The sequence below is a fragment of the Streptomyces sp. NPDC104831 genome, from assembly GCF_055583025.1.
On record NZ_JBVJOT010000014.1, the window covers coordinates 119,279 to 144,238 of the forward strand.

The window sequence follows — 24,960 nt, forward strand, 5'->3', positions numbered from 1 at the left end:
GGATGGTCATGTGTCTACCTAGAGATGCTCTTGTCTTGGCAAAGGACGTTGAGACGCGTGACCCACCCTGCCCGCGTCACCCACCCACAGAAGGAGCCGGACCTTGACTTACGGTAAGAAGCTGCGCGAAAGCATCGCCGGGCCCGGGACAACACCGCTGATCGGCGTGTACGACATGTACTCGGCGTCGATCGCCGCCAAGCACTACGACGGGATGTTCGTCTCGGGCTTCGGCTTCGCGGCCTCGTACTACGGGCTGCCCGACATCGGGTTCATCGCCTGGCCCGACATGGTGGCCTTCGTCCAGCGGCTGCGCGGCGCGTTCCCGCACCACCACCTGCTGGTGGACATCGACGACGGATACGTGGACCCCGAGGTCGCCTGCCACGTCGTGGAGGGCCTGGAGCGCATCGGCGCCTCCGGGGTGATCCTGGAGGACCAGAAGCGGCCCCGCCGCTGCGGCCACGCCGATGGCAAGCAGGTGCTGCCCCTGGACGAGTACCTGGAGAAGCTGGAGAAGGTCCTGGAGACGCGCAGGGACCTGGTCGTCGTCGCCCGTACGGACGCCACCGACGAACACGACATCCTGCACCGCGCCGAGCGGCTGGCGGCCACCGACGCCGACGTGGTGCTGGTCGACGGGGTGCGCAGCGTCGAGTGGATCAAGCGGATCCGCGAGGTCGTCGGGGACAAGCCGCTGCTGTTCAACCAGATCGCCGGCGGCAAGTCCCCCCGCCTGTCCCTCGGCGAACTGTCCGATCTCGGCGTGGACGTCGCCATCTACAGCACCCCGTGCCTGTTCGCCGCGCACGAGGCGATGGACTCCGCGCTCGCCGGCCTCAAGGCGGCCGACGGCCGGCTGCCGGAGGTCGACCCCGCGAGCGGCGTGGGGGTGAAGGCCTCCACCAGCCTGCTGGAGCGCAACATCGCCCGCGAGCGGCTCGTCCCCGAGGGCGTGGGCGTGTGATCCGTGCCGTCTCCGGGCTCGGGACGGCCGCGGCGGTCGCCGCCGCGCTCCTCGGGGCCGGTGCCGCGCCGGCCGCGGCGTCCGACAGCCTGATCACCGTGATCGACAACTCGGAGGCCGACTCCTGGCTCGAGGTCGACCGCACGGCCAACCTCCAGGCCGGCAGCGGCACCGCAGGCAGTGACCACGACGGCAGCGCCGTGGACGTGGTGGAGGCCCTCTTCACCGGTCCCGACCAGGACGACGAGGACTGAACGGGACGGACGGCTGCTCGGCGGGACGACACGGAACGTACGACGGCCGGGAATCCCCTCGCGGGGGATGCCCGGCCGTCGTCGTGTGACGGACCCGCGCCGGGGCTCAGTCCTCCCCGGTGTCGGGACGGCCGTCCTCGTCCAGCTCCACGTCCTCCTTCGGGTCGTGCTCGTCGCCGGGCGAAGCGGCGGGCGGTGCGGCGGGCGGCGCGAGGGACGGCGCGAGGGGCGAGACCACGGTGACGCGCTGCTGTCCGGGGGCGAGGGTGTGCCGGGCGGCACGGGCCGTGCCGTAGGCGGTGGCCAGGGCGACTGCGGCCACGGCGAGGGCCGCGGCGGTACGCGTGCTGTGGTTCATGCCCGGCCAACGACCCGGGCGGGAACGGGGTCACCGGACGAGGGACCGACGCGCCTGGGAGGTCATGCGGATGGCCGCTCCGCGGTGACGGGCGCGTACGCCCTGGGGCGGCGCGGCGCGGGCGGGGCCGTGCTCGCCCGCCGTACCAGCCGGGTCGACAGCTCCGTCCGGGTGCCCTCGGGACGGTCGCCGTGTGTCATGCGGACCAGCAGCCGCAGCGCCGTGGCCGCCATCTCCGCCAGTGGCTGGCGGACGGTGGTCAGCGCCGGTGCGGCCCAGCGGGCCTCGGGCAGGTCGTCGAAGCCCACCACGCTCATGGCGTCCGGCACCCGCACCTCCCGCTCCGCGAGCGCCTTGTACACCCCGAGCGCCATCCGGTCCGAGCACACGAAGACGGCCGTCGGCGGCTCGGGCAGGTCCAGCAGCTCGTGCGTGCGCAGCCGGGCGGTGGACTCGTCGGAGTCCGCGTGCCGCACGTACTCGGCGCGGTACCGCACGCCCGCCGAGGCGAGCGCCGAGCGGTAACCGGCCAGCCGGGCCTCGTCGGCCATCGTGCGCCGGTGCGCGGCGATCACCCCGATCCGCTCGTGGCCCAGCTCCAGCAGATGCCCGGTCGCGCACACCCCGCCCTGCCAGTTGGCCGCCCCGACCGACACCACGCCGGCCGGCGGCTCGTGGGGCGGGTCGATGAGCACGTAAGGAATGCGGTGGTGGTCCAGCCAGGCGTACTGCGCGGCGGACAGCTCCGCCAGGTGGAACAGCGCCCCCGAGGAGCCGCGCGCGGTCAGCCTGTCCAGCCACCCCTGTTCCGGGCGGGCGTCCCGGCCCCGGGCGGGCGCGGTGGACACCACCACGTCCAGCCCCTCCTCGTGGGCAGCCGCCTCCACTCCGTGCAGCACCGCGCCCGACCGGGAACTTTCCAGCGAGTGCAGCACCAGGTCCACCAGGCCCGGCGCCCGGGCCGTGTCGAAGCGCGGGCGGCGCACATAGCCGAGCCGCTCCAGCGCCTCGGTCACCCGGCGGCGGGTCTCCGGCGCCACGTCCTCACGGCCGTTGACCACCTTCGACGCGGTGGGCACGGACACACCCGCCTCCCGGGCCACCACCGCCAGCGTCGGTCCGGCCACCACGTTCGCACCCCGCGCACGGACCATAGCGAACCGCCTCCCCGGCCCGCCCGTGGGCCGTCGACACCTGCGACCGACGCGTTGCCGACGGCCGGGCACGGATGACCGGCCGCCGACAGAAAGCGCTTCCTACGATAGGTGTGGCTCAGCACAGCGGGAAGACGAACGAATCCACGGGATGCGACCGACCGCGACTTTCGAACCTCCGAACAGGCGGACCGGCAGGGTTCTCGTGCGCGGGAATACGCCCGGGCCGGGTGGCGCTCTGATGTGAACGGTGTCCGCACCGGTGAGCGGTGCGCACGCGCGGCGAAGGGCTGGCGGCCATGGCGGCAGACCGGACGGGGCCCGTGGTCCCGACCCCCTACGGGGCCGTACGCGGCCGGTACGAGCGGGGCATCGCGGTCTTCCGGGGCATCCCCTACGCCGCCCCGCCCTTCGGACCGCTGCGGTTCCGCCCGCCCCGGCCGCCCGAGCCCTGGGACGGCCTCCGGGACGCCGGCGCCTTCGGGCCGACCGCGCCGAAACCGCCGTACTCGGAGGCGTTCGCCCCGTACCTGTCCGACCCCGACATCCCCGGCGACGACTGCCTCAACCTCAACGTATGGACCCCCGAGCCGGGCCCCGGTGCCCGGCTGCCGGTGCTGGTCTGGCTGCACGGCGGCGCGCTGACCAGGGGGTCCTCGGCGGTGCCGGTCTACGACGGCGGCACCTTCGCGCGCGACGGGGTCGTCTGCGTCTCGGTCAACTACCGGCTCGGCGTGGAGGGCTACGGCCTGTTCCCGGACGCGCCGCCGAACCCCGGACTGCGCGACCAGTTCGCCGCCCTGTGCTGGGTGTACGAGACCATCGCGGCCTTCGGCGGCGACCCGGACCGCATCACCCTGTGCGGGCAGTCGGCCGGCGCCATCAGCACCGGCGTCCTGCTCGCCGCGCCGCGGACGCGGGGCCTGATCCGGCGGGCGGTGCTGCAGAGCGGACCGCCCGAGGTGTCGGACCGCGACAGGGTACGGCGGATGGTGCGCCGGATGGCCGCCCGGCTGAGGATCCCCGCCACCGCCGAGGCGTTCGCCGCCGTCGACCGTGATCTGCTGCTGCGCACCCAGGCCGAGGTCGGCCGGCTCGGCAGCCCGGTGCTGGGCGGCCCCGCGTTCGGCATCGTCGTCGACGGCGACCTCGTGCCCCGGGACCCGCTGAAGGCGCTGACCGACGGCGGCGCCGCCCCGGGCGTCGAACTCCTCATGGGCTGGACGCGGGACGAGTACCGGCTGTGGCTGGCGCCCGGCGGGCTGCTGGAGCGCGTCGACCGGCTCGGCGCGGTCGCCCTGGCCGGGGCCATGGCCCGCTGCCACGCCGGTCCCGACATCCCGCGCGGCTACCGGCTGCTGCACCCCGGCGCGGGGACCGCCGAGATCGTCGGCCAGATGGTCACCGACCACCTGCTGCGGGTGCCGCTGCACCGGCTCGCCGACGCCCGGCCCGCCGCCAGCCACCTGTACGAGTTCGCGTGGCCGTCCCGGCTGCCCGGCCTCGGCGCCTGCCACGCCCTGGAGCTGGGGTTCGTCTTCGACACCGGGGACGTGCCCGAGTCGAGGAAGCTGGCCGGTGAGGGCGCGCCGCGGGAACTGTGCGACGCGATGCACACCGCCTGGGTGCGGTTCGTGACGACCGGGGACCCCGGCTGGGCGGCCTGGGACGCCACGCACCCGGTGCGGATCTTCGACGACGGCGGGCCGCGCGTCGCCCACGGCCCACGGGACGCGGACATCGTCCTGTGGACCGCCGCGTCCGCCGGCACCGGGCCCCCACGGCACTCCGTCCCGCGCGCCCCCGGCGCCGAACTCGCCTCCGCGATGCGCCGGCTCCGCCGCTCGGTGGGCGCCCTGCGCCACTGACCGCCGCCGCGCCGCCCCGCGCCGGGCCCGGACCTGTGACGAGGCCCCGGTCCGGCGCCCGCAACGAGCCGGCCGCCCGGTGGGAGGGTCCGGGCGGCCGGAGCTTTCGAGGAGGCCGGACGGATACACACGGTACGGAATCGGGCACGTAACGTCATCGGCGCCCGGTGTCGTTGTTCGACCAGGGGGCGCCGCCGAGGGCGCCCGTTCCCGGCCGCACGCCGACCGGCGCTCCCCCCGAGGGCAGGGCGCTCAGGCCGCGTCCAGTGCCCGCGCGATCTCCCCGATGCTCCGCGGACCCACCCGGCAGCACCCGCCGACCAGCCGAGCGCCCGCCTCCCGCCACGCCGTGACCCGGTCCGCGCCGAACGTCGTACCGCCCCGCCAGGCGCGCTCCCCGGCGTCCCAGCCCTCGCCGCTGTTGGGGTAGACCACGACCGGCTTGCCGGTGACGCGCGCCGCGATCTCCACGGCGGCCTCCACGTCCCCGGGCGCGCAGCAGTTCACGCCGACCGCGATCACCTCCTCCGCGTCGGCGGCGAGGGCGAACGCCTCCGCCAGGGGCTGGCCGGCCCGGGTGCGCGTCCCGTCGACCGTGTACGACAGCCAGGCCGGCACCCCGAGCCCCCGTACCGCCCGCAGCAGCGCGGCGGCCTCGTCGGCGTCCGGCACGGTCTCCAGTGCCAGCACGTCCGGCGCGGCGGCGGCCAGCGTCTCGATCCGGGGCCGGTGGAACCGCTCCAGCTCGGCCACGCTCAGCCCGTAGCGGCCCCGGTACTCGGAGCCGTCCGCGAGCATCGCCCCGTACGGCCCGACCGAGGCCGCCACCCACAGCGGGCGCCGGATGCCCGTGTCCGCCGCGCGCAGGGCCGCCGTACGGGCCAGGTCCACGCTGAGCGCGAGCAGCCGCGCCGCCTCCGCGCGGTCTGTGCCGCGCTTGCCGAAGCCCTCGAAGGTGGCCTGGTAGCTGGCCGTGATCGCCACGCTCGCCCCCGCGCGGAAGTAGGCGAGGTGCGCCTCGGTGACCGCCTCGGGCCGCTCGGCGAGCAGCCGTGCCGACCACAGCTCGTCGCTCAGGTCGTGCCCGGCCGCCTCCAGTTGGTTGGACATGCCGCCGTCGAGCACGACCGTCCCGGAGGCGAGGGCGTCGGCGAGGCTGGGGGAGGTGTCGCTGGTCATGGTCACGACGCTAGTCGAACCGGAGGAGGACCGGACGGGGAGTCCACGCGTCCGCCCCATTGACCCTCCCGTGGGCCGCCCTTACCTTTTCGGCGTTCGTAATCACAGATGCTGTACGTAATATCGAACAATCGAGAGGCAGTCCGCATGAGCCGCGATCACGACCTGCCCGACTCTCCCGGCCGCAGGGCGGTGCTCAAGGGCGCCGCGCTCGCCGCCGGCGCCCTGGCCGTCACCCCCGGCCTCGCCCAGGCGGCCCCCGCGCGGGCGGCCGGGCCGGAGCCGCACCCGGGGAAGGCGGGGCCGGCCCCGTACGCGAACCCCCTCGTCCGCCGGCGCGCCGACCCGCACATCACCCGCCACCCCGACGGCACGTACTACTTCACGGCCACCGTCCCCGAGTACGACCGCATCGTCCTGCGCCGCTCCCGCACCTTGAACGGGCTGTCCACCGCCGCCGAGTCCGTGATCTGGCGGGCCCACGCGACCGGCCCGATGGCCGCCCACATCTGGGCGCCCGAGCTGCACCGGATCGGCGGCAAGTGGTACGTCTACTTCGCCTCGGCCCCCGCCGAGGACGTGTGGGCCATCCGCATCTGGGTGCTGGAGAACGCCCACGCCGACCCCTTCAAGGGGACGTGGGTGGAACGGGGGCAGATCAAGACGGCCTGGGAGACCTTCTCGCTGGACGCCACCACCTTCCAGCACCGTGGCACCCGCTACCTGGTCTGGGCCCAGCACGAGCCCGGCATGGACAACAACACGGCCCTGTGGATCTCGGAGATGGCCGGCCCGTGGAACCTCACCGGCCCCCAGGTGCGCCTGTCCACGCCCGAGTACGACTGGGAGTGCGTCGGCTACAAGGTCAACGAGGGCCCGTACGTCCTCAAGCGCAACGGCCGGATCTTCCTCACCTACTCCGCCAGCGCCACCGACTGGCACTACTGCATGGGCCTGCTGACCGCCGACGCCCACGGCGACCTGCTGGACGCGCGCAGCTGGGCCAAGTCGCCCGTCCCGGTGTTCACCGGCAACGACGCCACGGGGCAGTACGGTCCCGGCCACAGCTGCTTCACCGTCGCCGAGGACGGCCGTACCGACGTCCTCGTCTACCACGCCCGGCAGTACAAGGAGATCACCGGCGACCCGCTGCACGACCCCAACCGGCACACCCGGATCCAGACGCTCGGCTGGAAGCCGGACGGCACGCCGGACTTCGGTGTCCCCGTGGCCGACACCGTGCCACCCGGTCCCTGACGGTGGACGCCTCCGGCGGGTCCACCGCGGACTGAGCCGCGCTCGTCACCTACGCGTGCGCCGGCCTGGCGGACCAGCGGGGGACGCGCGGCACCTGACGGGTGATCAGTCGAGCAGGTCGATGGCGTCGACGGCCGTACCGGCACTGAGGTAGCCCGTCGTCCCCGAGCCGCTCACCACGTCGATCCTCAGCACGTTGTACTGGCCGGTGTCCGTGCGCCAGGCACCGGCCGGGACGCTGTAGGCGAAGGTGTGGTTGTCGCCCCGGTAGGAGCCCACCGTCAGGGACCGGGTGCCCGGCTCCGTGCCGCTGCCGACCACCACGTTCCCGGTCCAGGGCGCGGCCCGGATGTCGCAGGGGTGGGCGTACGTCATCAGGTCCGCGTTCTCGAACCCCGCCGGGGTGCCGTCCCAGTCGCCGATCCGCCAGATCGCGCTCGCGCGGGACGGGTCGCCGGACGAGGGGACGGCGAGCGTGGTCGTCGCGCCCGCGGCGACGGTCACCTGGCCTTCGAGGACGGCCGGTTCGCCCTTGTGGACGGTCAGCGTGTCCGTGCCCGGCAGGACCCGGGGGATGGAGAAGTACCCGTCCGAGGCGCGGGCCGGGCCCCAGTACTGCGCCGCGGAGTTGGCCGGCCCCACGGTGTACGGGTACGCCGGGTCCCGCCCGGCGATGCCGACCCCGGCGACGCGGCCCCGGCCGCTGTCCGGTACGTGGCCGGCGATGCCCAGGGCGTCGGCCCACGGGGTGGTGAGCGCGCCGTGGTACAGGGCGGGGGAGGGGGCCCCGCCGTCGGTGAACGCGATGACGTACGGGCCCTGGAGGCCGTAGCGCTCGGGCGTCGGCGACTCCACGGTCTGCGACCAGTCCGCCGCCCCCTACTCCGGCTGGGGCCAGCAGCTCCCGCGGTACCTGCGCAGGGGTCTGTCCGTCGCCGACCACGCCGACTCCGGCGAGAGCACGGTCACCTACCTCCGGGACGCGCGGCTGTGGGCCGCCGTCCAGCCGCTGATCCGCCCCGGCGACCTCGTCCTTCACGCCCGTCGTGCGCCGCTGGTTCAACGCCGACGGCACCCTGGACAACGACACCGCCCTGCTCGTCAACGGCCCATGCGTCGACCACCCGGCCGTCATCCGCTCGGTCGCCGCCGCCGAGGGCGTCGCGCTGATCGACCTCACGGCGAGGACCAGGCAACTGGTGGGTCCCTCGGCCCGGAGGGCTCCAAGGCGCTCTACCTGTACAACGAGAAGCGCGACAACACGCACACCTCCGAGTACGGCGCCACCGTCTTCGCGGGCCTGGTCCGCGACGAACTGCTCGCCCGCCACCTGGTCCCCGCGGGCAGGGTACGGAGGGAATGAACTCCCGGGGCGCCCCGACCGGAACCGGGGCGTCCCGGGTTCCAGCCGAGGAAGGACAGCCACCGCCGTGATCGAACTTCCCGCCGACGACCGCGAGTCCAGCCCGTACACCGGCTACACCCGCGCCCACTGGGAGGCCGCCGCCGACGGCCTCCTCGCCGCCGTCGAGCCGTACGCGACCCCCGACCGCGCCCTCTACCACCTCCCCGGCGACCACGTGAGCCACTCCGGCCGCCTCTCCGACGGCCTGGAGGGCTACGCCCGCACCCTGCTGCTGGCCGCGTTCCGCCGCGACGAGACCGCCCTCGGCCGGTACGCCGACGGCCTCGCCGCCGGTCCGGGCGGGGTCTGGCCCCGGATCACCGACCGGAGCCAGCCGCTGGTGGAGGCCGCCTCGATCGCGCTCGCCCTGCGGCTGACCAGGCCGCTGCTGTGGGACCGGCTGGCCGACGCCGTGCGCCGGCGCACCGCCGACTGGCTGGCCGACGCGCTCACCGCCGTGCCCTGGCCGTGCAACTGGGAGCTGTTCCCGGTCACCGTCGGCGGCTTCCTCGCGGAGATCGGCCACCGGCAGGAGGCGGCACGCGCCGCGATCGACCGGGGCCTGGAGCGGATCGAGACCTGGTACGTGGGCGACGGCTGGTACACCGACGGCGACGGCCGGAAGTTCGACTACTACAACGGCTGGGCCATGCACCTGTACCCGGTCCTGCACGCCTGGCTCGCGGGCGACACCGACCTGCTCGCCCGCTACGGCCACCGGCTCCGCCGCCATCTCGCCGACTACGCCCGTCTGTTCGGCGGCGACGGTGCCCCAATGCGCCAGGGCCGGTCCCTCACCTACCGGTTCGCCACCACCGCCCCGCTCTGGCTGGGCGCGCTGACCGGGCACACCCCGCTGCCCCCGGGCCTGACCCGGCGCCTGGCCTCGGGGGCCCTGCGGTACTTCCTCGACGGCGGCGCGGTCGACGCGCGCGGCCTGCTCCCGCTCGGCTGGCTCGCTCCCGGCACCTCGCTCGTGCAGAGCTACTCCGGCCCCGCCTCGCCGTACTGGGCGAGCAAGGGCTTCCTCGGCCTGCTGCTGCCGCCCGGGCACGAGGTGTGGACGGCACCGGAGGAGGCGGCCCCCGCCGAACGCGCCGACGCGGCCCACCCGCTGCCCGCCCCCCACTGGCTGCTCCAGTCCACCGCCGCGGACGGCGTGGTCCGGCTGCACAACCACGGCAGCGAGGACGTCCGGTACGACCCCTGCTACACCCGGCTCGCCTACTCCACCGCCACCGCGCCCGACGCGTCGTACGACAACAGCGTGATCGTCGGCGGCGATCCGGGGCGTACGGGCATCGAGCCGCTCGGCACCGGCGAGGGCTGGATCGCCTCCCGGCACACCGTGCGCGGCGGGACCACCGTCACCAGCCTGGTGGTGGTGCGCGGGGCCGTAGAGGTGCGGGCCCACCTGGTGGCGGGCGCGGCCCCCGGCACCCCGGTCCGGGTGACGGGCTGGCCGGACGGGGACGGGGTGAGCGCCGAACTCGTCCCGGTGCACGGCCTGTCCGCGGAGCTGACCGGGACCGTCCGGGCGGACGGCGGCCCCACGCTCCTTGTGGCGCTCGCCCGGCTCACCGGGGAGACGGAACCCCGGCCGCTCACCGAACTGGTGTCCGTGACGGTGCGGGAGGACGACCGGGAGGTACGGGTGGACCGGCCCGGCGGCCGGACCGCCGCCTTCCGCTTCGCGGACGGGGACACGGGGTGGTCAGTGGCGCCCCGGTGAGCCGGGGAAGCGCACGGGGCGGCGCGCACCGGTCCGTCCGGGGCCCCGGACGGCCTTGTGACCCGGGCGGGACGAGCCCCTCCTACGCCGGCGTCCGGGCGTCCGGGCGCAGCGTCCCGGCGAGCCGGTCCGCGAACTCCACCGGGTGTTCCAGCGTGCCGAGATGCCCGCCCGGGAACTCGGCGAGGGCGCTGCCCAGCCGCTCGGCGAGGGCCTCGGCCGTGCGGTGCAGGAGCTGACCGCGCGAGTCGGCGCCGACGGCGAGCGTGAGCCGGCCCGGGGGCGGGGCGGCGGCGGGCACGTACGAGGTGAAGGGGCGCAGGACACGGGCCAGGAAGACGCCCATCGGGGTCGCCGACGGGCCCTCGGCGGGCGGCCGTCCGGCCCCCTCCAACTGCTCGATCAGCTCCGCCCGCCGGGCGTCCCCGTCCGGCAGGACGGTCACGCACGGCGGTTCGTGCGCGACCGCGTGCGCCACCCGCCCGGGGTGACGGGCCAGCAGGTCCAGGGCCGCGATGCCGCCCGAGCTGGTGCCGAACACGTACGCCGGTCCGCCCGCCGGCGCGACCGCGTCCAGCACCCGCCGCGCGCCCTCGCTCCAGTCCGCGACCCGCTGTTCGCCGGCCGGCCGCCCGAGCCGGCCGTGCGCGAGGCCCAGCGGGTCGTACGTGACCACGGTGAACCGCGCGGCCAGGCGCTCGGCGAGCGGCCCGAGGCCCATCGGGTGCCCGGCGCCGCCCGGCAGGAGCAGCAGCACCGGCCCCCGGCCCGTGATGTCGTGGTACGGCGTGTCAGTCATCGCTCTTCCCCTCCCGGGGCCAGTGGGTGAGGGCCAGGTGCAGGGCGTCGACCGCCTTGTCCCAGGAGGCCCGTACGTCCCGGTCCGCGCCGAAGCCGCCCGCGCCCTCCAGGACGCAGTAGCCGTGGAAGGTGCTGCGCAGCAGGCGCACCGCGTCCGTCAGGTCCGGTTCCGCGAGGCCGTAGCCGCGCAGCACGCCGTAGGTGATCTCGGCGGTGCGGCGCAGCGCGGCGGAGTCCGCGATCAGGGCCTGGTCGATCCGGATCTGGGTGGCCGCGTACCGGCCGGGATGCGCCAGGGCGTAGTCCCGGTAGGCGCCGGCGAACGCCGTCAGCGCCTCCTTGCCCGCCCGGCCGGCCACGGCCGCCGCGATCCGGTCGATCAGCTCGCCGCCCGCGTACAGCGCGAGCCGGGTGCGCAGGTCCTGGAGATTGCGCACGTGCGAGTACAGGCTCGCGTCCTTGACGCCGAAGCGGCGGGCCAGCGCCGAGACGCTGAGCCTGTCGAACCCGGCCTCGTCCGCCAGCTCCGCCGCGGCCGCCACCAGTCGCTCGACGGTGAGTCCCGCCCGGGCCATGGGCCACCTCCCTTGAGTTCCAAGGGCACAGCCTAGGGCATCTAGGAAAGCGGTGCGTCAGGTGATCGGCGCGTACAGCACCCCCAGCTTGTCGACCTCGTCGCCGGAGCGGCCGGTGAAGCCGACGATCTGCCAGCCGGCCGGGGCGGTGAGGGTGCTGCCGTCGGCGGTCGCGGTGCCCGCCGAGAGCGTCCGGCCCCGGTCGGTGGTGAAGGCGGCCGAGAAGACCCGGGTACGGCCGTCCTTGCGGCCCTCGGTGAGCCGGACCGAGGTGAGGTGTTCCCCGGCGGCGAGGGTGAGCGAGACGGGCGCGCCGCCCGTGCCGCCGTGCCCGAGGACCGCGCCGCCGTCGTGGGTGAGGGACACGGCGTCCAGGCGGGCGGAGCCGCGCAGGGTGAGGGTGCGCGGGGCGGGCGCGGCCGGCAGGTCGTCGGCGTCGTTGAAGGCCGTGCCGTGCGGACCGCCGGTGAAGTCGCTCGCCCGGAGCCCCGGGGCGAGCGTGTAGGAGAAGTCGACGGTGTGCGGGAAGTGGTCGGAGAGGTTGCCGCCGGACGCGTCCAGGAACCCCGCCCACTCGTCGTGGTAGCGCGTGGCGGTCAGGGACAGCAGCGGACCGCCGCGGTAGAGCACCTTGTCGACCACCTCGCAGTCGTCGGGCGGCGCGGACGCCGGGCACAGCAGCGGATCGGCGCCCTGCGCGGGGGCCGTGCCGCCCTTGACCAGCCGGACCCAGGCGTCGGTCAGGCCGTTGTCGTCGACGAGGGCGCGGATGGTGTCGCCGGCGCGGGTGTAGCGGGTGTTGGTGTCGCCCATCACGATCACCGCGTTGCCGGCCGAGTTGTCCCGGACGAAGGCCGACAGCTGCGCGATGTTGGCCCGCCGGGCGGCCAGTGCCGCGGCGCTGTCGTCGGCGTTGGTGTGCACGTTGTACAGGTCGACGTAGACGCCCTCGGCGAGCCGCACCCGGGCCAGCGTGAAGCCCTTGGGGGTCAGGCAGTCGGTGCCGGTGCAGTCGTTCCACCGCACCCGCTCGAAGTCCTGGAGCGGGTAGGCGGACAGGGTGTTGAGGCCGTCGCCGATGCCCGCGCCGCCGCTGGTCGCCGTGCGGTGGGGGTGCTGGTCGCCGGCGTAGAGCGCCGCGTGGTAGTTGAAGTCCTCCTGGACGTTGACGATGCCGTAGTCCGCCAGCCGGGGTGAGATCAGCGGGGTGTTGACGGCCGGATGCCCGGAGCTGAGGCCCTCGGGCAGTCCGGCCACGTTGTACGTCAGGACACTGAAGGTCCCCGAGTCGGCGGCCCGTGCCGTGCCGGCGGAGGCGGACAGCGCGGAGGCGGTCAGCAGGCCGGCGGCGAGGGTGCCGAGGAGTCGTCCCATGGGTCGCATGCGACCCATGGTCACGCCGACACCGCCGGTTTCAAAGGGTGGTTGGAGAAAACCTGCCGGTCGGGGAGAAGACGAAGGAGAACTCCGCCGGTTCGGCCCGCAGGTGGTAGCGGGGCAGCGGGGCCGGGCCGCAGGACTGGGAGCCGATGCCGTGCTGCCCGTGGTCGAGGTTCACCCAGACCGTGTCCCCGGGCACCAGATCGGTGCGGTGCGCGGCGGCGTCCAGCTGCTCGGTGGTCCAGCGGCGGGCGGTGAGCTGGAACACCGGGTCGCCCTCGATCCGCAGGCCGCCCAGCTCCGCCCAGCGCACGTCGATCCGGGCGCCGTTCTCCTGCGGGCGGACGTACGGCGTCTGGAGGTCGTCCACGGCCGCCTCCCAGCGGCCGGTCAGCGCCGCCGCCCGGGTGTCCGGGTACGCCTCGCCCGGGCCGCCGCCGTACCACCGCACCCGGTCGGCGGCCCGCAGCCCGAAGCGGATGCCGAGGCGGGGCAGCGGCACGGTCCAGTCGCCCTGCGGGCCGACGGACACCGTCAGCCGCAGCCGGTCGCCGTCCGACGTCCACCGGTACACCGTCGCGAGCCCCTCCTCCCGGGCGGCCGGCGCCACCCGGGTACGGACCGTCAGGGCGTCCTCGTCCGCCCGCACCGCGTCCAGGCGGTGCCGCATCCGGTGCAGGCCCAGCTTCCGCCACAGCAGTCCGTAGCGCGGATCGCTCTGCCAGGCGGCGCCGTCGTCGTTGTCGGTGGTGGCCCGCCACACGTCCAGCCGCAGCCCCGTCACCGGCACCCCGCCGATCGCCCGCAACGCCCCGGTCCGGGCGTCGAACACGGCCGGGCCCAGCGTGATCACCCCGTCACCGGGCACCGGCCGGGCGCTCGCCGCGACGGACGGCACCCGGCGCCATGCCACCGGGACCTGGCCCCAGGCGACGACATGGCCCGCCGGCGCCCAGGCGGTGCCGGTGGCGAGCCGCGCCCGCACGGTCCACAGCGCCTCGCCCGGCGGCGCCCCGGCCGGGACGGCGGGCAGCCCGACCTCGGCCGACTCGCCCGGGGCCAGCGCGGGCACCGGCAGCGCCCCGGAGTCCACCGGCTCGCCCTCGACCTCGTACGACCAGGAGAACGACAGCGCCGACAGGTCCGCGAAGTCGTACTTGTTGGTGATCCGGACCGTGCCCTGCGCGCCGTCGGCCGTGAGGGCGACGGGCTCGATCACCTTCTTGTACTCGGCCAGCCCGGGGGAGGGCCACCGGTCGGGGAACAGCAGGCCGTCGCAGACGAAGTTGCCGTCGTGCAGCTCCTCGCCGAAGTCGCCGCCGTAGGCGTACCCCAGCGCGGGGTGGGCGATGCCGTGGTCGATCCACTCCCAGACGAAGCCGCCCTGGAGCCGGTCGTGGGCCTCGAACAACCACTGGTAGTCGGCGAGCCCGCCGGGACCGTTGCCCATGGCGTGGGCGTACTCGCAGAGGATGAACGGCAGTTCGCGACGGTGCGGCGGCCCGCCGTCCAGGCCCCGGCCGATCCGCTCCACCTCGGCGTGGCTCGCGTACATCCGCGAGTACACGTCCGTGTCACGGCAGTTGGCGTCGCCCTCGTAGTGCAGCGGCCGGGAGGCGTCGCGGTGGCGGATCCACTCGGCCATCGCGGTCAGGCCCCGCCCGGTGCCCGCCTCGTTGCCCAGCGACCAGACGACGACCGAGGGGTGGTTCTTGTCCCGCTCCACCATCCGGGCCGCCCGGTCCAGCAGGGCCGGCGTCCAGCGGTCGTCGTCCACGGGGTTGCCCCGCCAGCCCTGCTCGGTGAAGCCGTGGGTCTCCAGGTCGCACTCGTCGATCACCCACAGCCCGAGTTCGTCGCACAGGTCGAGGAAGGCCGGGTGCGGGGGGTAGTGGGCGGTGCGGACGGCGTTGACGTTGTGCCGCTTCATCAGCAGCACGTCCTCGCGCATGGTCGCGAGGTCCAGCGCCCGCCCCCGCTCCGGGTGCCACTCGTGCCGGTTGACGCCCTTGAACAGCACCGCCTTCCCGTTGACCTTGATCAGCCCGTCGGTCACCGCCACCGTGCGGAAGCCGATGCGCAGCGGCACCCGCTCGCCCCCGGTGGTCAGCGCCCCCTCGTACAGCCGGGGCGCCTCCGCCGACCACGGCTCGACCGGCACCGTCACCGGCTCCCCGGTGGGCGCGTCGATGCCCAGCTCCGGCACGGTGACCCGGCCGTCCACGTCGGAGTCGACCCGCAGTGTGCCCGCGCCGGTGGTGTGGTCGTAGGAGGCGTGCACGAAGAAGTCGAGGACGCAGTCCGCCGGGCGGTGCAGCAGGGTCACCCCGCGGAAGACGCCCGGCAGCCACCACTGGTCCTGGTCCTCCAGGTACGAGCCCGCCGACCACTGGTGCACCCGGACGGCCAGCACGTTCCCGGCGGGCCTGAGCAGGTGCCCGACCGCGAACTCGTGCGGCAGCCGGGAGCCCTTGAACGTACCGATGTCCGTGCCGTTCAGCCAGACGCGGGCACAGGACTCCACACCGTCGAAGCGCAGCACCGCGCCGCCGTCCGCCGGCCAGCCGTCGGGCAGGTCGAAGACGCGCAGGTGGTCGCCGGTCGGGTTCTCGGTCGGCACCCGGGGCGGGTCGACAGGGAACGGATAGAGGTGGTTGGTGTAGACCGGGGAGCCATGGCCCTGGAGCACCCAGTGGCCGGGCACCTGGATCCGCGCCCAGTCACGGGCGTCGTACCCGTCCCCGGCGAAGGAGTCGTCCTCGGCGTCGGCCGTGTCCGACAGCCGGAAGCGCCAGGTGCCGTCGAGGGAGAGGGACGGGGCGTCGGAGGACGCGTACCAGGCGCGGGGCGGCAGCGCCCCGGAACCCGGCGAGACGTCCTCGACGTACTCGGTGGTCGTGGTCACGGACATGGTTCTCCTCGCTCAGCCCTTGATGCCGGTCTGCGCGATCCCCTGCACCAGCCAGCGCTGGAGGAAGAGGAACACGAACAGCAGGGGCAGGATCGATATGGCGGTCGCCATGAAGATCAGGTGGTAGTTGACGGTCTGGTTGGTCATGTACGACGACAGCGCGACCTGGACCGTCCAGGCGCTCGGGTCCTGGCCGATGACCAGTGGCCACAGGAAGGCGTTCCAGCCGCCTGTGAAGGTGATCGTGGCGATCGCCGCGAAGAAGTTCAGCGAGTTCGGCACGACGACACGCCGGTGCGCGCCCCAGTACCCGAGCCCGTCCACGCGCGCCGCCTCCTCCAGCTCCTTGGGGAACCCGAGGAAGTACTGCCGGAACAGGAAGCAGGTGAAACCGCTGAAGAGCCCCGGGACGATCAGACCCCGGTAGCTGTCCACCCAGCCGAGCGACGACACCAGCACGAAACTCGGCACGAAGGTGACGGCGGCCGGGACCATCAGGGTCACCAGGACGGCGCGGAAGACCTTCTCCGCGTGCCGGTAGGGGATGCGGGCGAGGGCGTAGCCGGCCGGCGAGCACACGACCAGCGTGCCGGCCGTGTGCAGGCGATGATCCACTGCGTGGTCACGTCCGCCTCGGAGTACGCCGCCGCGTGGCGCTTGACCGCCTGCTCGGTGCCCGGCTCGCCGTAGGCGTGGAAGTACTGGACCAGGCGCTCGCCCGAACCCGAGCCGCCGCCGCGGCCGTTGTTGCCGCCGCAGGCGGCAAGCGCACCGGCGGCGGCCAGGCCCGCGGCGGCCCGGGATATCGATCGGCGGTCCCAGGTGCTGCTCTGTGCCGACATGCTGACGTCCTTGTCCGGTCGGGGGCGGCTGCGGCTCGCACGCCCGGCGGCCGGGGGCCGACGGGGGCGTGGTGCGGGACGCTAACCTTCGCCCAATCCTTCGGCAAGGGGTCGGACGAAGTCCGCGCGAGTTGTTGCCCTCCGTTCGGCACCGCGAACGGCCGCACCGCACGGGGGAGTTGGGCGCCGGGTTCCGAGGGGCCGCGGACGGTCCCCGGCCACGACAGGAGGGCGCGGGAAGGGAAGGGTGGCCGGCGCTCCCCGGCGGCGTCACGCGGACGGTTCCGTGCGGCTTCCCGGCCGCGTCACGCCCGCGGTGCCGTGCGGCCGGCCGCGCGGGTGCGCCGCACCGCCCGCTGCCCGGCCGGTCGCAGCGCCCCCTCCAGCGCGAACGTGGCCGCGCCGAGGGACACCGGGTCGGTGGGGATCGGGGAGAGGACGATCCCGGTGGCGGCCAGCGGCCGGCGCAACGCGTGCCGGGCGACCGCCTGCCGGACCTCGTCGAGCAGCGGTTCGCCCAGCCGGGCGGCCACCCAGCTGCTGAGCACCACCACTTCGGGATTGAGCAGGTTGATCAGGTCGGCGATGCCCGCGCCGAGGTAACGGGCCGTGTCCCGGACCACCTGGAGCGCCACCGGGTCCCGCCCGGCCGCCGCGCGGGCCAGCGCGTCGATGGTCGCCGTCTGGTCATCGGCGCGCAACAGCGCGGAGTCCGGGCTGAGTTCGCGCAGATTCCGCATGATGCCGGGCGCGCCGACGTACGTCTCCACACAGCCGCGGTTGCCGCAGTGGCACAGCCGGCCGTCCAGCACGAGCGTGGTGTGCCCCCACTCGCCGGCGCTGTTGCTCACCCCCCGGTGCAGCCCGCCGCCGAGCACGAGCCCGGCGCCGACGCCGGTGCCGAGGTTGACCACCACGGCGTCCCCGCGGCCCCGCGCCGCCCCGAACCACAGCTCGGCCACCGCGCAGGCGCGCAGCGGATTGTCCAGGTGGAGGGGGTAGGCGATGTGCTCGGCGAGCAGATCGAGCAACGGCACGTCGTGCCAGTCCCAGTTGGGGGCGTACTCGGCGACCCCGGTGTCCCGGTCCACCTGCCCCGGCACGCTCACCCCGACGCCGAGCACCCGGGCCGGCTCGACACCGGCCTGGGCGAGCACCGAGCCGACGGCGGCGGCGACCTGCCCGACCACCTGCCCGGGCCGGCTCTCCCCGGGCCGCGTCTCCTCCTCGGCCCGGGCCAGCACGTTCAGCGCCAGGTCGAACAGCTCGGCGTGGACGTACGTCTCCGCGACGTCCACGCCGATCAGCGCACCGCCCGACGCGTTGACGGCGACCAGCCCCCGGGGCCGGCCCCCGGCCGAGTCCTCGAACCCCACCTCGGTGATCATCCGGAGGTCCAGCAGCTCGCCGACGAGGGTGGCGACCGTGGCGAGGCTGAGCCCGGTGGCCGCGGCCAGCTCCTGCCGGGAGGTGGGGGACCCGGCGATGATCTCGCGCAGCACCTCGTAGCGGTTCGCGGTGCGGATGTCGCGCGACGTGCGCTTCACGCGGCTGCCCCCCGTCGGCGTCCGGCCCGGGCCGGGGCGGCGCGGGCACCGGCGCGGGCGTCAGGCTATGGGCTGCGAGTTCGTTCGACAAGGGGTTAGAAAAGGGGCTGGAAGAAGTCCTCCCCGGCGGGGCGGATCACTCCGCGAGCAGCTCGCGCACGAACGCGTTGGTGAACGTGCCCGCCGGGTCCAGCGCACGGGCCAGCGCGCGGAAGTCGCCGAGCCGCGCGTACCGCTCGCGCAGGTCCGCCGCCGGGACGCCGAACACCTTCCCCCAGTGCGGGCGCGGGTCGAACGGGGCCAGCGCCTCCTCCAGCCGGCGCACCACCGGCAGCACCGCCGTCTCGTCGCGCACCCAGGTGAAGTGCAGCGCGACCGAGTCCCGGGCGTGCGCCGGGCTGAGCCACTGCGCGTCGGCGGCGACGGTGCGCACCTCGCAGATCTGGAGCACCCCGGCGACCGTCTCCCGGACGGCGTCGACCGCGTGCAGCGCGTCCACCGCCGCCGCGCGCGGCAGCAGGTACTCCGACTGGATCTCCTCGCCGCTGCTCGGCGTGAACTCGGCCCGGAAGTGCGGCAGCCGCTCGTGCCAGGGCCCCGGCACCCCGGACTGGAGCGTGCAGTTGACCGCGGGCATCCCCGGCACCGGATGCAGCGCCCGCCCCGCCGGCTCGGCCCACGGGAAGTCCACCGCCGGCTGATCGGTCCGGCGCTTGACCCACACCTGCCCGAAGCCCGGCCGCCGCCAGTCGGTGAACAGGCTCACGCTGTACGCCGACCCCGCCACGGCCTCGAAGTCGAGCCCCTCCAGCGGCAGGTCGGTGAACACGTACTGCTCGACCTCGTAGGCCGGCTCCAGGTCCAGGGTGAGCGCGGTGACCACGCCGAGGGCGCCGAGCGAGGTCACGGCCCCGTCGAACCGGGGGTCCCCGCGGCCTATCGACACCGTCGAGCCGTCTGCGGTGAGCAGTTCCACCTCCCGTACGGCCACCGCGAGCGGACCGTTGCGCATCCCCGAGCCGTGGGTGCCGGTCGCCACCGAGCCCGCCACCGAGATGTGCGGTAGCGAGGCCAGGTTGGGCAGGGCCAGCCCCCGCGCGTGGACCGCCCGGGCGAGTTCCGCGTACCGGACACCGCCGGCGACCCGGACCGTACGGGCCGCGGTGTCCACGTCGATCACCGGCTCCAGCCCGGCGATCGACACCAGCACCCCTTCCTCGCCGGGGTCGGCGATCCGGTTGAAGGAGTGCCCGCTGCCCAGGACCCGCACCCTCGCGCTGCCGGCCACCACCGACCGCAGCGCCTCGATCGTGTCCGGGCGGTGGAACTCCTTGACCGTGTAGGAGACGCTGCGCGCCCAGTTGGTGACCGTCTCCGTCCCGTCCGTCATCCTGACTCCCTCACCTGGTGATCCGTTGACCCTCTCATCGGCCGGGACCTACCGTAGAGAACGGTTGCTGTCCGCGCGTCACCGAGCCGGGAGGCCCCTTCCTTGACCGAGCGGCCGTACGCCCTGTTCGCCATGACGGCCCGGAACGTGCCGGCGGTGTTCCCGCCGGAGCTGCTGCGGCGGCTGCGGGCGTGCGTGGACATCGACCCCGCCCTGGTGGCGGAGGACTTCACCGCCCCCCGGGTGCGGCAGGCCCTCGCCCGGACCGAGATCCTCGTCACCGGCTGGGGCTGCCCCCGCCTGGAGGCGGCCGTCCTGGACGCGGCACCGCGCCTGCGCGCCGTGCTGCACGCGGCCGGCTCGGTGAAGGGCTTCACCACGGCCGAGGTGTGGCGGCGGGGCATCGCCGTCTCCTCGGCCGCCGAGGCCAACGCCCTGCCCGTCGCCGAATACACCCTGGCCATGATCCTGCTCGCCGGCAAGGACGTCTTCGCCCTCCGCGACGCGATGCGCGCCCGGCGCGCCGTCCCCCACGACGGCGTCCTCCCCGGCGTCGGCAACCACGGCCGCCGCGTCGGCGTCGTCGGCGCCTCCCGGGTCGGCCGCCGCCTGATCGAGCTGCTGCGCCCGCACGACCTCTCGGTCACGCTCGCCGACCCGTACGTGGACACGGCACAGGCCGCCCGGCTCGGCGTGGCGCTGCGGCCGCTGGACGACCTGCTGCGCACCAGCGACATCGTCAGCCTGCACGCCCCGCAGACCCCCGAGACCCGCAGGCTGATCGGGGCCCGCGAACTCGGCCTGATGCGCGACGGGGCCGTGCTGATCAACACCGCGCGCGGCGCCCTGGTCGACCACGAGGCGCTGGTCGCGCACCTGCGCTCGGGGCGCCTGAGCGCCGTGCTGGACGTGACCGACCCCGAGCCGCTGCCCGCCGGCTCCCCGCTGTACGACCTGCCGAACGCCTTCGTCACCCCGCACCTGGCGGGCTCGCTGGGCAACGAGGTGGCCCGCCTCGGCCGGACGGTGGTCCAGGAGGCGGAGCGGCTGTCCCGCGGCGAGCCCCTGCGGCACGCCGTCGACCACGCGCTGCTGGAACGGACGGCCTGACACCCGGCACCGCCGCCCACCGGGGACCGGGGCGCCCCCGCGCCGGACCGCGTCACGCGCCGGGCGGGGGACCCGGCACCGCCGCGCCCGGGACGGGGGCATACGGTGTGAGCCGTACGCCTGAACCGGGAGGAGAAAGACGAATGGGCAGTCGTACCGCGCTGGTCGAGGATCTGATGGAGCGGTTCCCGCACGTCCCCCGGGAGGCCGTCTTCAAAGAGGACCTGCTCCGGGGCGGGGTCGCCTTCGACAAGTCCGCCCTGAGCGACAACGAGGACGGGGACGTCAAGCCGAAGTCCTACTTCATCTTCTCCTTCGACCACGGCACCCTGCCCGAGCTGGGCGAGGCCGCGCTGCGCCGCCCCCCGGAGGAGATCATCCTCACCGGCGGGCCGTACGACCTGCGGCGCACGGTCGTCTCCGTACGGGTGAACCCCACCTCCCCGTACCGGGTCGCCGCCGACGAGGAGGGACTGCTCGGGCTCTACCTCGACGGCCGGCGCATCGCCGACGTCGGCGTGCCGCCGATGCCCGAGTACTACCGGCACACCCTCTCCAACGGGAAGTCCGTGATGGAGGTCGCCCCGACCATCCAGTGGGGCTACCTCATCTATCTGACCGTCTTCCGGGTCTGCCAGTACTTCGGCGCCAAGGAGGAGTGCCAGTACTGCGACATCAACCACAACTGGCGCCAGCACAAGGCGGCCGGCCGGCCCTACACCGGGGTGAAGGACGTCGAGGAGGTCCTGGAGGCCCTGGAGATCATCGACCGGTACGACACCCAGAAGGCGTCCACCGCCTACACCCTCACCGGCGGCGCGATCACCTCCAAGGTGGCGGGCCGCGACGAGGCCGACTTCTACGGCCACTACGCCAAGGCCATCGAGGAGCGCTTCCCGGGCCGCTGGATCGGCAAGGTCGTCGCCCAGGCGCTGCCCAAGGCGGACGTCCAGCGGTTCAAGGACTACGGCGTGCAGATCTACCACCCCAACTTCGAGGTGTGGGACCGCCGGCTGTTCGAGCTGTACTGCCCCGGCAAGGAGCGCTACGTCGGCCGGGACGAGTGGCACCGCCGGATCCTGGACTCCGCCGAGGTGTTCGGCGCGCGCAACGTGATCCCGAACTTCGTGGCGGGCGTGGAGATGGCCGAGCCGTTCGGCTTCACCACCGTCGACGAGGCCATCGCCTCCACCACCGAGGGCCTGCGCTTCTTCATGTCGCACGGCATCACGCCCCGCTTCACCACCTGGTGCCCGGAGCCCACCACCCCGCTCGGCAAGGCCAACCCGCAGGGCGCGCCGCTGGAGTACCACATCCGGCTGCTGGAGGCCTACCGGCGGACCATGGACGACTTCGGCCTGTCCTCCCCGCCCGGCTACGGCCCGCCCGGACCCGGCCGCGCCGTGTTCTCCGTCAGCTCCTTCATGGACAGCCTGCCCGCCGGCGAGCCGGTGGAGCCGGCCGGGGGCGCGACGGCCGCCACCGTGGGTGACCGTATGTGAGCAGCCCGTTTGTCAGCCGTGTCGAAGACGTGAAAGGCTCTGTGCCCGCCGCGAGGTTTTCCGCAACTCCCCCTTCCCCCTCCGGAGAGTTGACCTCGTTCGTGGATGCGGGAGTCCCATGTCCGACCTGCCGACCCCCCGGAGCGACACCGAGGCCGCGTCGTTCTCGGAGTACTGGGACGTGGTGCTCTCCTACGCGGACCTGTGCACCGCCGGCTCGCCGACGGCCCACCAGCTGGCCACCGAGGCGTTCACCGCCGGTCTGCGCGAGGTCCGCGCCGGCGGCGCCGTGCGAGCCCCGGGCCGCCGCGCCCCGGGGCTGCCGCCGATCCCGGCGCTGCTCACCGCCGTGCGCGACACCGCCGCGGCCTGGGAGGCCGACGGCCGGGGGCACCGGCTCGACGCCGGCCTGAGGCTGTGGCTCCGCTCCGAGGACGCCGCCCGGTTCGCCGGGCCGCCACGGGGCCGCCCGATCGCCCTGCGCGCCCTCAGGGACCTCCCCCGGGCGGACGCGGAGCTGCTGTGGCTGGCCGAGGCCGAGGCGCTCCCGCTCCCCACCGTGGCCCGCCGGCTCGGCCTGGACCCGGCCGGCGCCGCCGGTGCGCTCGACCGGGCCCGCGCCCTGTTCCGGGACCACTGCCGCCGCGCCCACCTCGACTCGCCGCCGGCCGCGCCCTGCCGCGGCCACGCCCGCCTGCTGGAGGCGGTCACCGGCTCCCCGGCCGTCGAGACCCCCGCCGGCCTCTCCCGGCACCTCGCCGCCTGCGCGCGGTGCGCCGAGACCGCCGCCTGTCTGCGCCCGCACGGCGGCGGACTGCCCGCCGCGCTGGCCGGCCAGGTCGTCGGCTGGGGCGGCGCCGCCTATCTGGAACGCCGCCGCCGCGCCGCCGAGATCCGCCTCGGCGCGGCCGGCCCCGACCCGGACGCCGCCGACGCGCCCCCCGGCCGCCGGGTGCCGCGCGGCGGGCTCCTGCTGACCGCCGTCGTGCTGTCGGCGCTGGCGCTCGGGGCGTCACTGACACGGTTCGGCGGCTCCGGCGACGGCACGGTGCTCCCCGAGGACACCACCGCCGTGCACGAGGACACCGCGGCCCGCGACGCCCGCCCCCCGGCCACCGCCCCGGACGCCTCCCGCACCGCCACCCACCCCGCCGGGGGCGCCACCCCCACCGCCCCGCCCGCCCCGACCGGGACACCGTCCACCGACGCGGCACCGTCCGCCGAAGGGAAACCGTCCGCCGCGGGGAAACCGTCCCCCGCAGAGAAACCGGCCGCCGACGGGGAGGCGACCGCCGCCGGGAAGCCGGCCGCCGCCGGGAAGCCGGGCGCCGACGGGACGCCGGACCCCGGGCCCGGCGGCACCTCCGCCGCCTCCCGCCGGGCCGGCACCTCCACCCCGTCCGCCGGCTGCCGGGTCGTCTACCACCTGGACGGCCAGTGGCCCGGCGGCTTCCAGGCCACGGTCACCGTCACCACCGAACGGGCCCCCACCGCCCGCCGGCTCTCCTGGACCTTCCCCGACGGCCAGCGCATCGGCCAGACCTGGAACGCCACCGCCCACCAGGACGGCACCCGGGTCACCGCCACCGCCGCCGACTACGCGGGAACGGCCCCGCCCCGCTCCACCCTGTCCTTCGGCTTCCTCGGCACCTGGCGGCAACAGAACGGCGTCCCGTCCGACTTCCGGCTCGACGGGGCGTCCTGCGCCGTGAGTTGAGGACCCGGCGAAAATGCTTTGACGCACCGCCCCGCCCGCGGGCTACAGTTGCCCCACACGCCGAGGCGGCGTGCGAACGCGCGAGAGAGAACGAGGAGGTGTCGACCAATGGCTGTCACTGTGCCGGGCGCTGCCCTCATCCAGGAACTCCTCAAGTCCACCTCCGTGGCCGCCGGCTGAACCCACCGCGCAGCGTGCGCGTGTGCCCGGGGCCACCCTTGTGAAGGGTCTCTCCCGTTGTCTTCCACCTCTGCTGTGTTCTCCGCCCTCGCTCCCTACGGCTGGGACGAGGACTGGGCCGACGCGTTCGCCCCGTTCGCGGCCGGCGGGCTGCTGCCCGGCCGGGTCGTGCGGGTCGACCGGGGCCAGTGCGACGTCGTCACCGCGGCCGGCACCATCCGCGCCGACACCGAGTACGTCGTGCCCCGCGACCCGATGAAGGTCGTGTGCACCGGGGACTGGGTCGCCGTCGATCCCGAGGGCGACCCGCGCTACGTGCGCGCCTATCTGCCCCGCCGCACCGCCTTCGTCCGCTCCACCTCCTCCAAGCGGTCCGAGGGCCAGATCCTCGCCGCCAACGTCGACCACGCCGTCGTCGCCGTCTCCCTCGCCGTGGAGCTCGACCTCGGCCGCGTCGAACGGTTCCTCGCCCTCGCCTGGGAGTCCGGGGCCCAGCCCGTCGTCGTCCTCACCAAGGCCGACCTCGTGCCCGACCCGGCCACCCTCGGCCACCTCGTGCAGGACGTGGAGACCAGCGCGCCCGGCGTGCCCGTGCTCACCGTCAGCGCCCTGCACGGCGACGGGCTCGACGTGCTCGTGGCGCTCGTCGGCTCCGGTACGAGCGTGCTGCTCGGCCAGTCCGGCGCCGGCAAGTCCACCCTCGCCAACGCGCTCGTCGGGGGGGGGGGGGGGGGCGGGGGGGGCGCCCGGGGAGTCGAAGGGAAAGGGAGGGGACCCACGAAAACCCACCAACCGGTCGAGCGGAAGAAGGGCGGGTTGGGGGGGAAGGGT

At 74.8% G+C, this 24,960-nt stretch carries 18 protein-coding genes and 4 pseudogenes; 10 read left to right on the forward strand and 12 right to left on the reverse strand.

Features of this window, described 5'->3' with window-relative positions; translation table 11 throughout:
• Nucleotides 1–103 precede the first annotated feature (103 nt).
• Together ACZ63H_RS12805 and ACZ63H_RS12810 are read left to right on the forward strand one after the other, a co-directional pair.
• Nucleotides 104–967 (forward strand): isocitrate lyase/PEP mutase family protein, encoded by an 864-nt coding sequence (locus ACZ63H_RS12805; RefSeq protein ID WP_467938330.1) that lies wholly within the window; start codon nt 104–106, stop codon nt 965–967.
• Nucleotides 964–1,221 (forward strand): hypothetical protein, encoded by a 258-nt coding sequence (locus ACZ63H_RS12810; protein WP_467938332.1) that lies wholly within the window; start codon nt 964–966, stop codon nt 1,219–1,221. Before ACZ63H_RS12805 ends, ACZ63H_RS12810 begins: the two co-directional genes overlap by 4 nt.
• 106 nt (nt 1,222–1,327) lie before the next feature.
• Here ACZ63H_RS12810 and ACZ63H_RS12815 read toward each other — a convergent pair whose 3' ends face one another.
• Nucleotides 1,328–1,579 (reverse strand): hypothetical protein, encoded by a 252-nt coding sequence (locus ACZ63H_RS12815; protein WP_469864210.1) that lies wholly within the window; start codon nt 1,577–1,579, stop codon nt 1,328–1,330.
• Nucleotides 1,580–1,641: 62 nt separating this feature from the next.
• Entirely contained in the window at nt 1,642–2,733 is a 1,092-nt protein-coding gene (locus tag ACZ63H_RS12820) for a LacI family DNA-binding transcriptional regulator (protein ID WP_469864212.1), read from the reverse strand.
• 299 nt (nt 2,734–3,032) lie between these two features.
• On the opposite strand from ACZ63H_RS12820, the gene ACZ63H_RS12825 reads away from it, so the two are divergent.
• Complete coding sequence (locus ACZ63H_RS12825) at nt 3,033–4,601, forward strand: carboxylesterase/lipase family protein (protein ID WP_469864213.1); 1,569 nt, start codon at nt 3,033–3,035, stop codon at nt 4,599–4,601.
• Nucleotides 4,602–4,853: 252 nt separating this feature from the next.
• On the opposite strand, the gene mmuM is transcribed toward ACZ63H_RS12825, so the two are convergent.
• A complete protein-coding gene (mmuM, locus tag ACZ63H_RS12830) occupies nt 4,854–5,780 on the reverse strand; it encodes a homocysteine S-methyltransferase (RefSeq protein ID WP_469864215.1) in 927 nt (308 codons plus the stop codon).
• Nucleotides 5,781–5,927: 147 nt separating this feature from the next.
• Here mmuM and ACZ63H_RS12835 point away from each other — a divergent pair, with 147 nt between their 5' ends.
• Nucleotides 5,928–7,037 (forward strand): glycoside hydrolase family 43 protein, encoded by a 1,110-nt coding sequence (locus ACZ63H_RS12835; RefSeq protein ID WP_469864217.1) that lies wholly within the window; start codon nt 5,928–5,930, stop codon nt 7,035–7,037.
• A 105-nt stretch (nt 7,038–7,142) separates the two neighbouring features.
• Here ACZ63H_RS12835 and ACZ63H_RS12840 read toward each other — a convergent pair.
• Nucleotides 7,143–7,874, reverse strand: a pseudogene (locus ACZ63H_RS12840) (polysaccharide lyase family protein); the annotation flags it as partial.
• 4 nt (nt 7,875–7,878) lie between these two features.
• Here ACZ63H_RS12840 and ACZ63H_RS12845 point away from each other — a divergent pair.
• Nucleotides 7,879–8,400, forward strand: a pseudogene (locus ACZ63H_RS12845) (SGNH/GDSL hydrolase family protein); the annotation flags it as partial.
• Nucleotides 8,401–8,470: 70 nt separating this feature from the next.
• Nucleotides 8,471–10,174 (forward strand): DUF2264 domain-containing protein, encoded by a 1,704-nt coding sequence (locus tag ACZ63H_RS12850; RefSeq protein WP_469864242.1) that lies wholly within the window; start codon nt 8,471–8,473, stop codon nt 10,172–10,174.
• Nucleotides 10,175–10,256: 82 nt separating this feature from the next.
• On the opposite strand, the gene ACZ63H_RS12855 is transcribed toward ACZ63H_RS12850, so the two are convergent.
• The 8 genes and pseudogenes from ACZ63H_RS12855 to ACZ63H_RS12890 all read right to left on the reverse strand — a co-directional run bounded on the left by ACZ63H_RS12855 (nt 10,257) and on the right by ACZ63H_RS12890 (nt 19,620).
• Complete coding sequence (locus ACZ63H_RS12855; protein ID WP_469864219.1) at nt 10,257–10,973, reverse strand: alpha/beta fold hydrolase; 717 nt, start codon at nt 10,971–10,973, stop codon at nt 10,257–10,259.
• Nucleotides 10,966–11,550 (reverse strand): TetR/AcrR family transcriptional regulator, encoded by a 585-nt coding sequence (locus ACZ63H_RS12860; RefSeq protein WP_469864221.1) that lies wholly within the window; start codon nt 11,548–11,550, stop codon nt 10,966–10,968. Before ACZ63H_RS12860 ends, ACZ63H_RS12855 begins: the two co-directional genes overlap by 8 nt.
• 57 nt (nt 11,551–11,607) lie before the next feature.
• Nucleotides 11,608–12,924 (reverse strand): jacalin-like lectin, encoded by a 1,317-nt coding sequence (locus ACZ63H_RS12865; RefSeq protein ID WP_469864223.1) that lies wholly within the window; start codon nt 12,922–12,924, stop codon nt 11,608–11,610.
• Between the two features lie 40 nt (nt 12,925–12,964).
• Entirely contained in the window at nt 12,965–15,841 is a 2,877-nt protein-coding gene (locus ACZ63H_RS12870; RefSeq protein ID WP_469864225.1) for a glycoside hydrolase family 2 TIM barrel-domain containing protein, read from the reverse strand.
• Between the two features lie 12 nt (nt 15,842–15,853).
• Nucleotides 15,854–16,444, reverse strand: a pseudogene (locus tag ACZ63H_RS12875) (carbohydrate ABC transporter permease); the annotation flags it as partial.
• Between the two features lie 5 nt (nt 16,445–16,449).
• Nucleotides 16,450–16,683, reverse strand: a pseudogene (locus tag ACZ63H_RS12880) (sugar ABC transporter substrate-binding protein); the annotation flags it as partial.
• A gap of 305 nt (nt 16,684–16,988) precedes the next feature.
• Nucleotides 16,989–18,230 carry an ROK family transcriptional regulator gene (locus ACZ63H_RS12885; protein ID WP_469864227.1) on the reverse strand — a complete coding sequence of 414 codons (1,242 nt, stop codon included), beginning with the start codon at nt 18,228–18,230 and terminating at the stop codon, nt 16,989–16,991.
• A gap of 136 nt (nt 18,231–18,366) precedes the next feature.
• Nucleotides 18,367–19,620 (reverse strand): FAD-binding protein, encoded by a 1,254-nt coding sequence (locus tag ACZ63H_RS12890; protein WP_469864229.1) that lies wholly within the window; start codon nt 19,618–19,620, stop codon nt 18,367–18,369.
• Nucleotides 19,621–19,722: 102 nt separating this feature from the next.
• On the opposite strand from ACZ63H_RS12890, the gene ACZ63H_RS12895 reads away from it, so the two are divergent.
• From ACZ63H_RS12895 to rsgA, 4 genes are all read left to right on the forward strand, one after another.
• Nucleotides 19,723–20,730, forward strand: coding sequence for a hydroxyacid dehydrogenase (locus tag ACZ63H_RS12895; protein WP_469864231.1), 1,008 nt, complete (start codon nt 19,723–19,725; stop codon nt 20,728–20,730).
• 143 nt (nt 20,731–20,873) lie between these two features.
• Entirely contained in the window at nt 20,874–22,232 is a 1,359-nt protein-coding gene (locus ACZ63H_RS12900) for a radical SAM protein (protein WP_469864232.1), read from the forward strand.
• Nucleotides 22,233–22,350: 118 nt separating this feature from the next.
• Nucleotides 22,351–23,949, forward strand: a complete 1,599-nt coding sequence (locus ACZ63H_RS12905; RefSeq protein ID WP_469864234.1) for a cellulose binding domain-containing protein — start codon at nt 22,351–22,353, stop codon at nt 23,947–23,949.
• A 237-nt stretch (nt 23,950–24,186) separates the two neighbouring features.
• Nucleotides 24,187–24,960 (forward strand): GTPase RsgA (rsgA, locus tag ACZ63H_RS12910; RefSeq protein ID WP_469864236.1); only part of this gene is annotated, 774 nt, incomplete at its 3' end.

Coding starts and splice junctions, on each gene's coding strand:
- ACZ63H_RS12815 (WP_469864210.1), bottom strand. CDS start 1,579: ATGAACCACAGCACGCGTACCGCCGCGGCCCTCGCCGTGGCCGCAGTC.
- ACZ63H_RS12820 (WP_469864212.1), bottom strand. CDS start 2,733: ATGGTCCGTGCGCGGGGTGCGAACGTGGTGGCCGGACCGACGCTGGCG.
- ACZ63H_RS12825 (WP_469864213.1), top strand. CDS start 3,033: ATGGCGGCAGACCGGACGGGGCCCGTGGTCCCGACCCCCTACGGGGCC.
- mmuM (WP_469864215.1), bottom strand. CDS start 5,780: ATGACCAGCGACACCTCCCCCAGCCTCGCCGACGCCCTCGCCTCCGGG.
- ACZ63H_RS12835 (WP_469864217.1), top strand. CDS start 5,928: ATGAGCCGCGATCACGACCTGCCCGACTCTCCCGGCCGCAGGGCGGTG.
- ACZ63H_RS12855 (WP_469864219.1), bottom strand. CDS start 10,973: ATGACTGACACGCCGTACCACGACATCACGGGCCGGGGGCCGGTGCTG.
- ACZ63H_RS12860 (WP_469864221.1), bottom strand. CDS start 11,550: ATGGCCCGGGCGGGACTCACCGTCGAGCGACTGGTGGCGGCCGCGGCG.
- ACZ63H_RS12865 (WP_469864223.1), bottom strand. CDS start 12,924: ATGGGACGACTCCTCGGCACCCTCGCCGCCGGCCTGCTGACCGCCTCC.
- ACZ63H_RS12870 (WP_469864225.1), bottom strand. CDS start 15,841: ATGTCCGTGACCACGACCACCGAGTACGTCGAGGACGTCTCGCCGGGT.
- ACZ63H_RS12890 (WP_469864229.1), bottom strand. CDS start 19,620: ATGACGGACGGGACGGAGACGGTCACCAACTGGGCGCGCAGCGTCTCC.
- ACZ63H_RS12900 (WP_469864232.1), top strand. CDS start 20,874: ATGGGCAGTCGTACCGCGCTGGTCGAGGATCTGATGGAGCGGTTCCCG.
- ACZ63H_RS12905 (WP_469864234.1), top strand. CDS start 22,351: ATGTCCGACCTGCCGACCCCCCGGAGCGACACCGAGGCCGCGTCGTTC.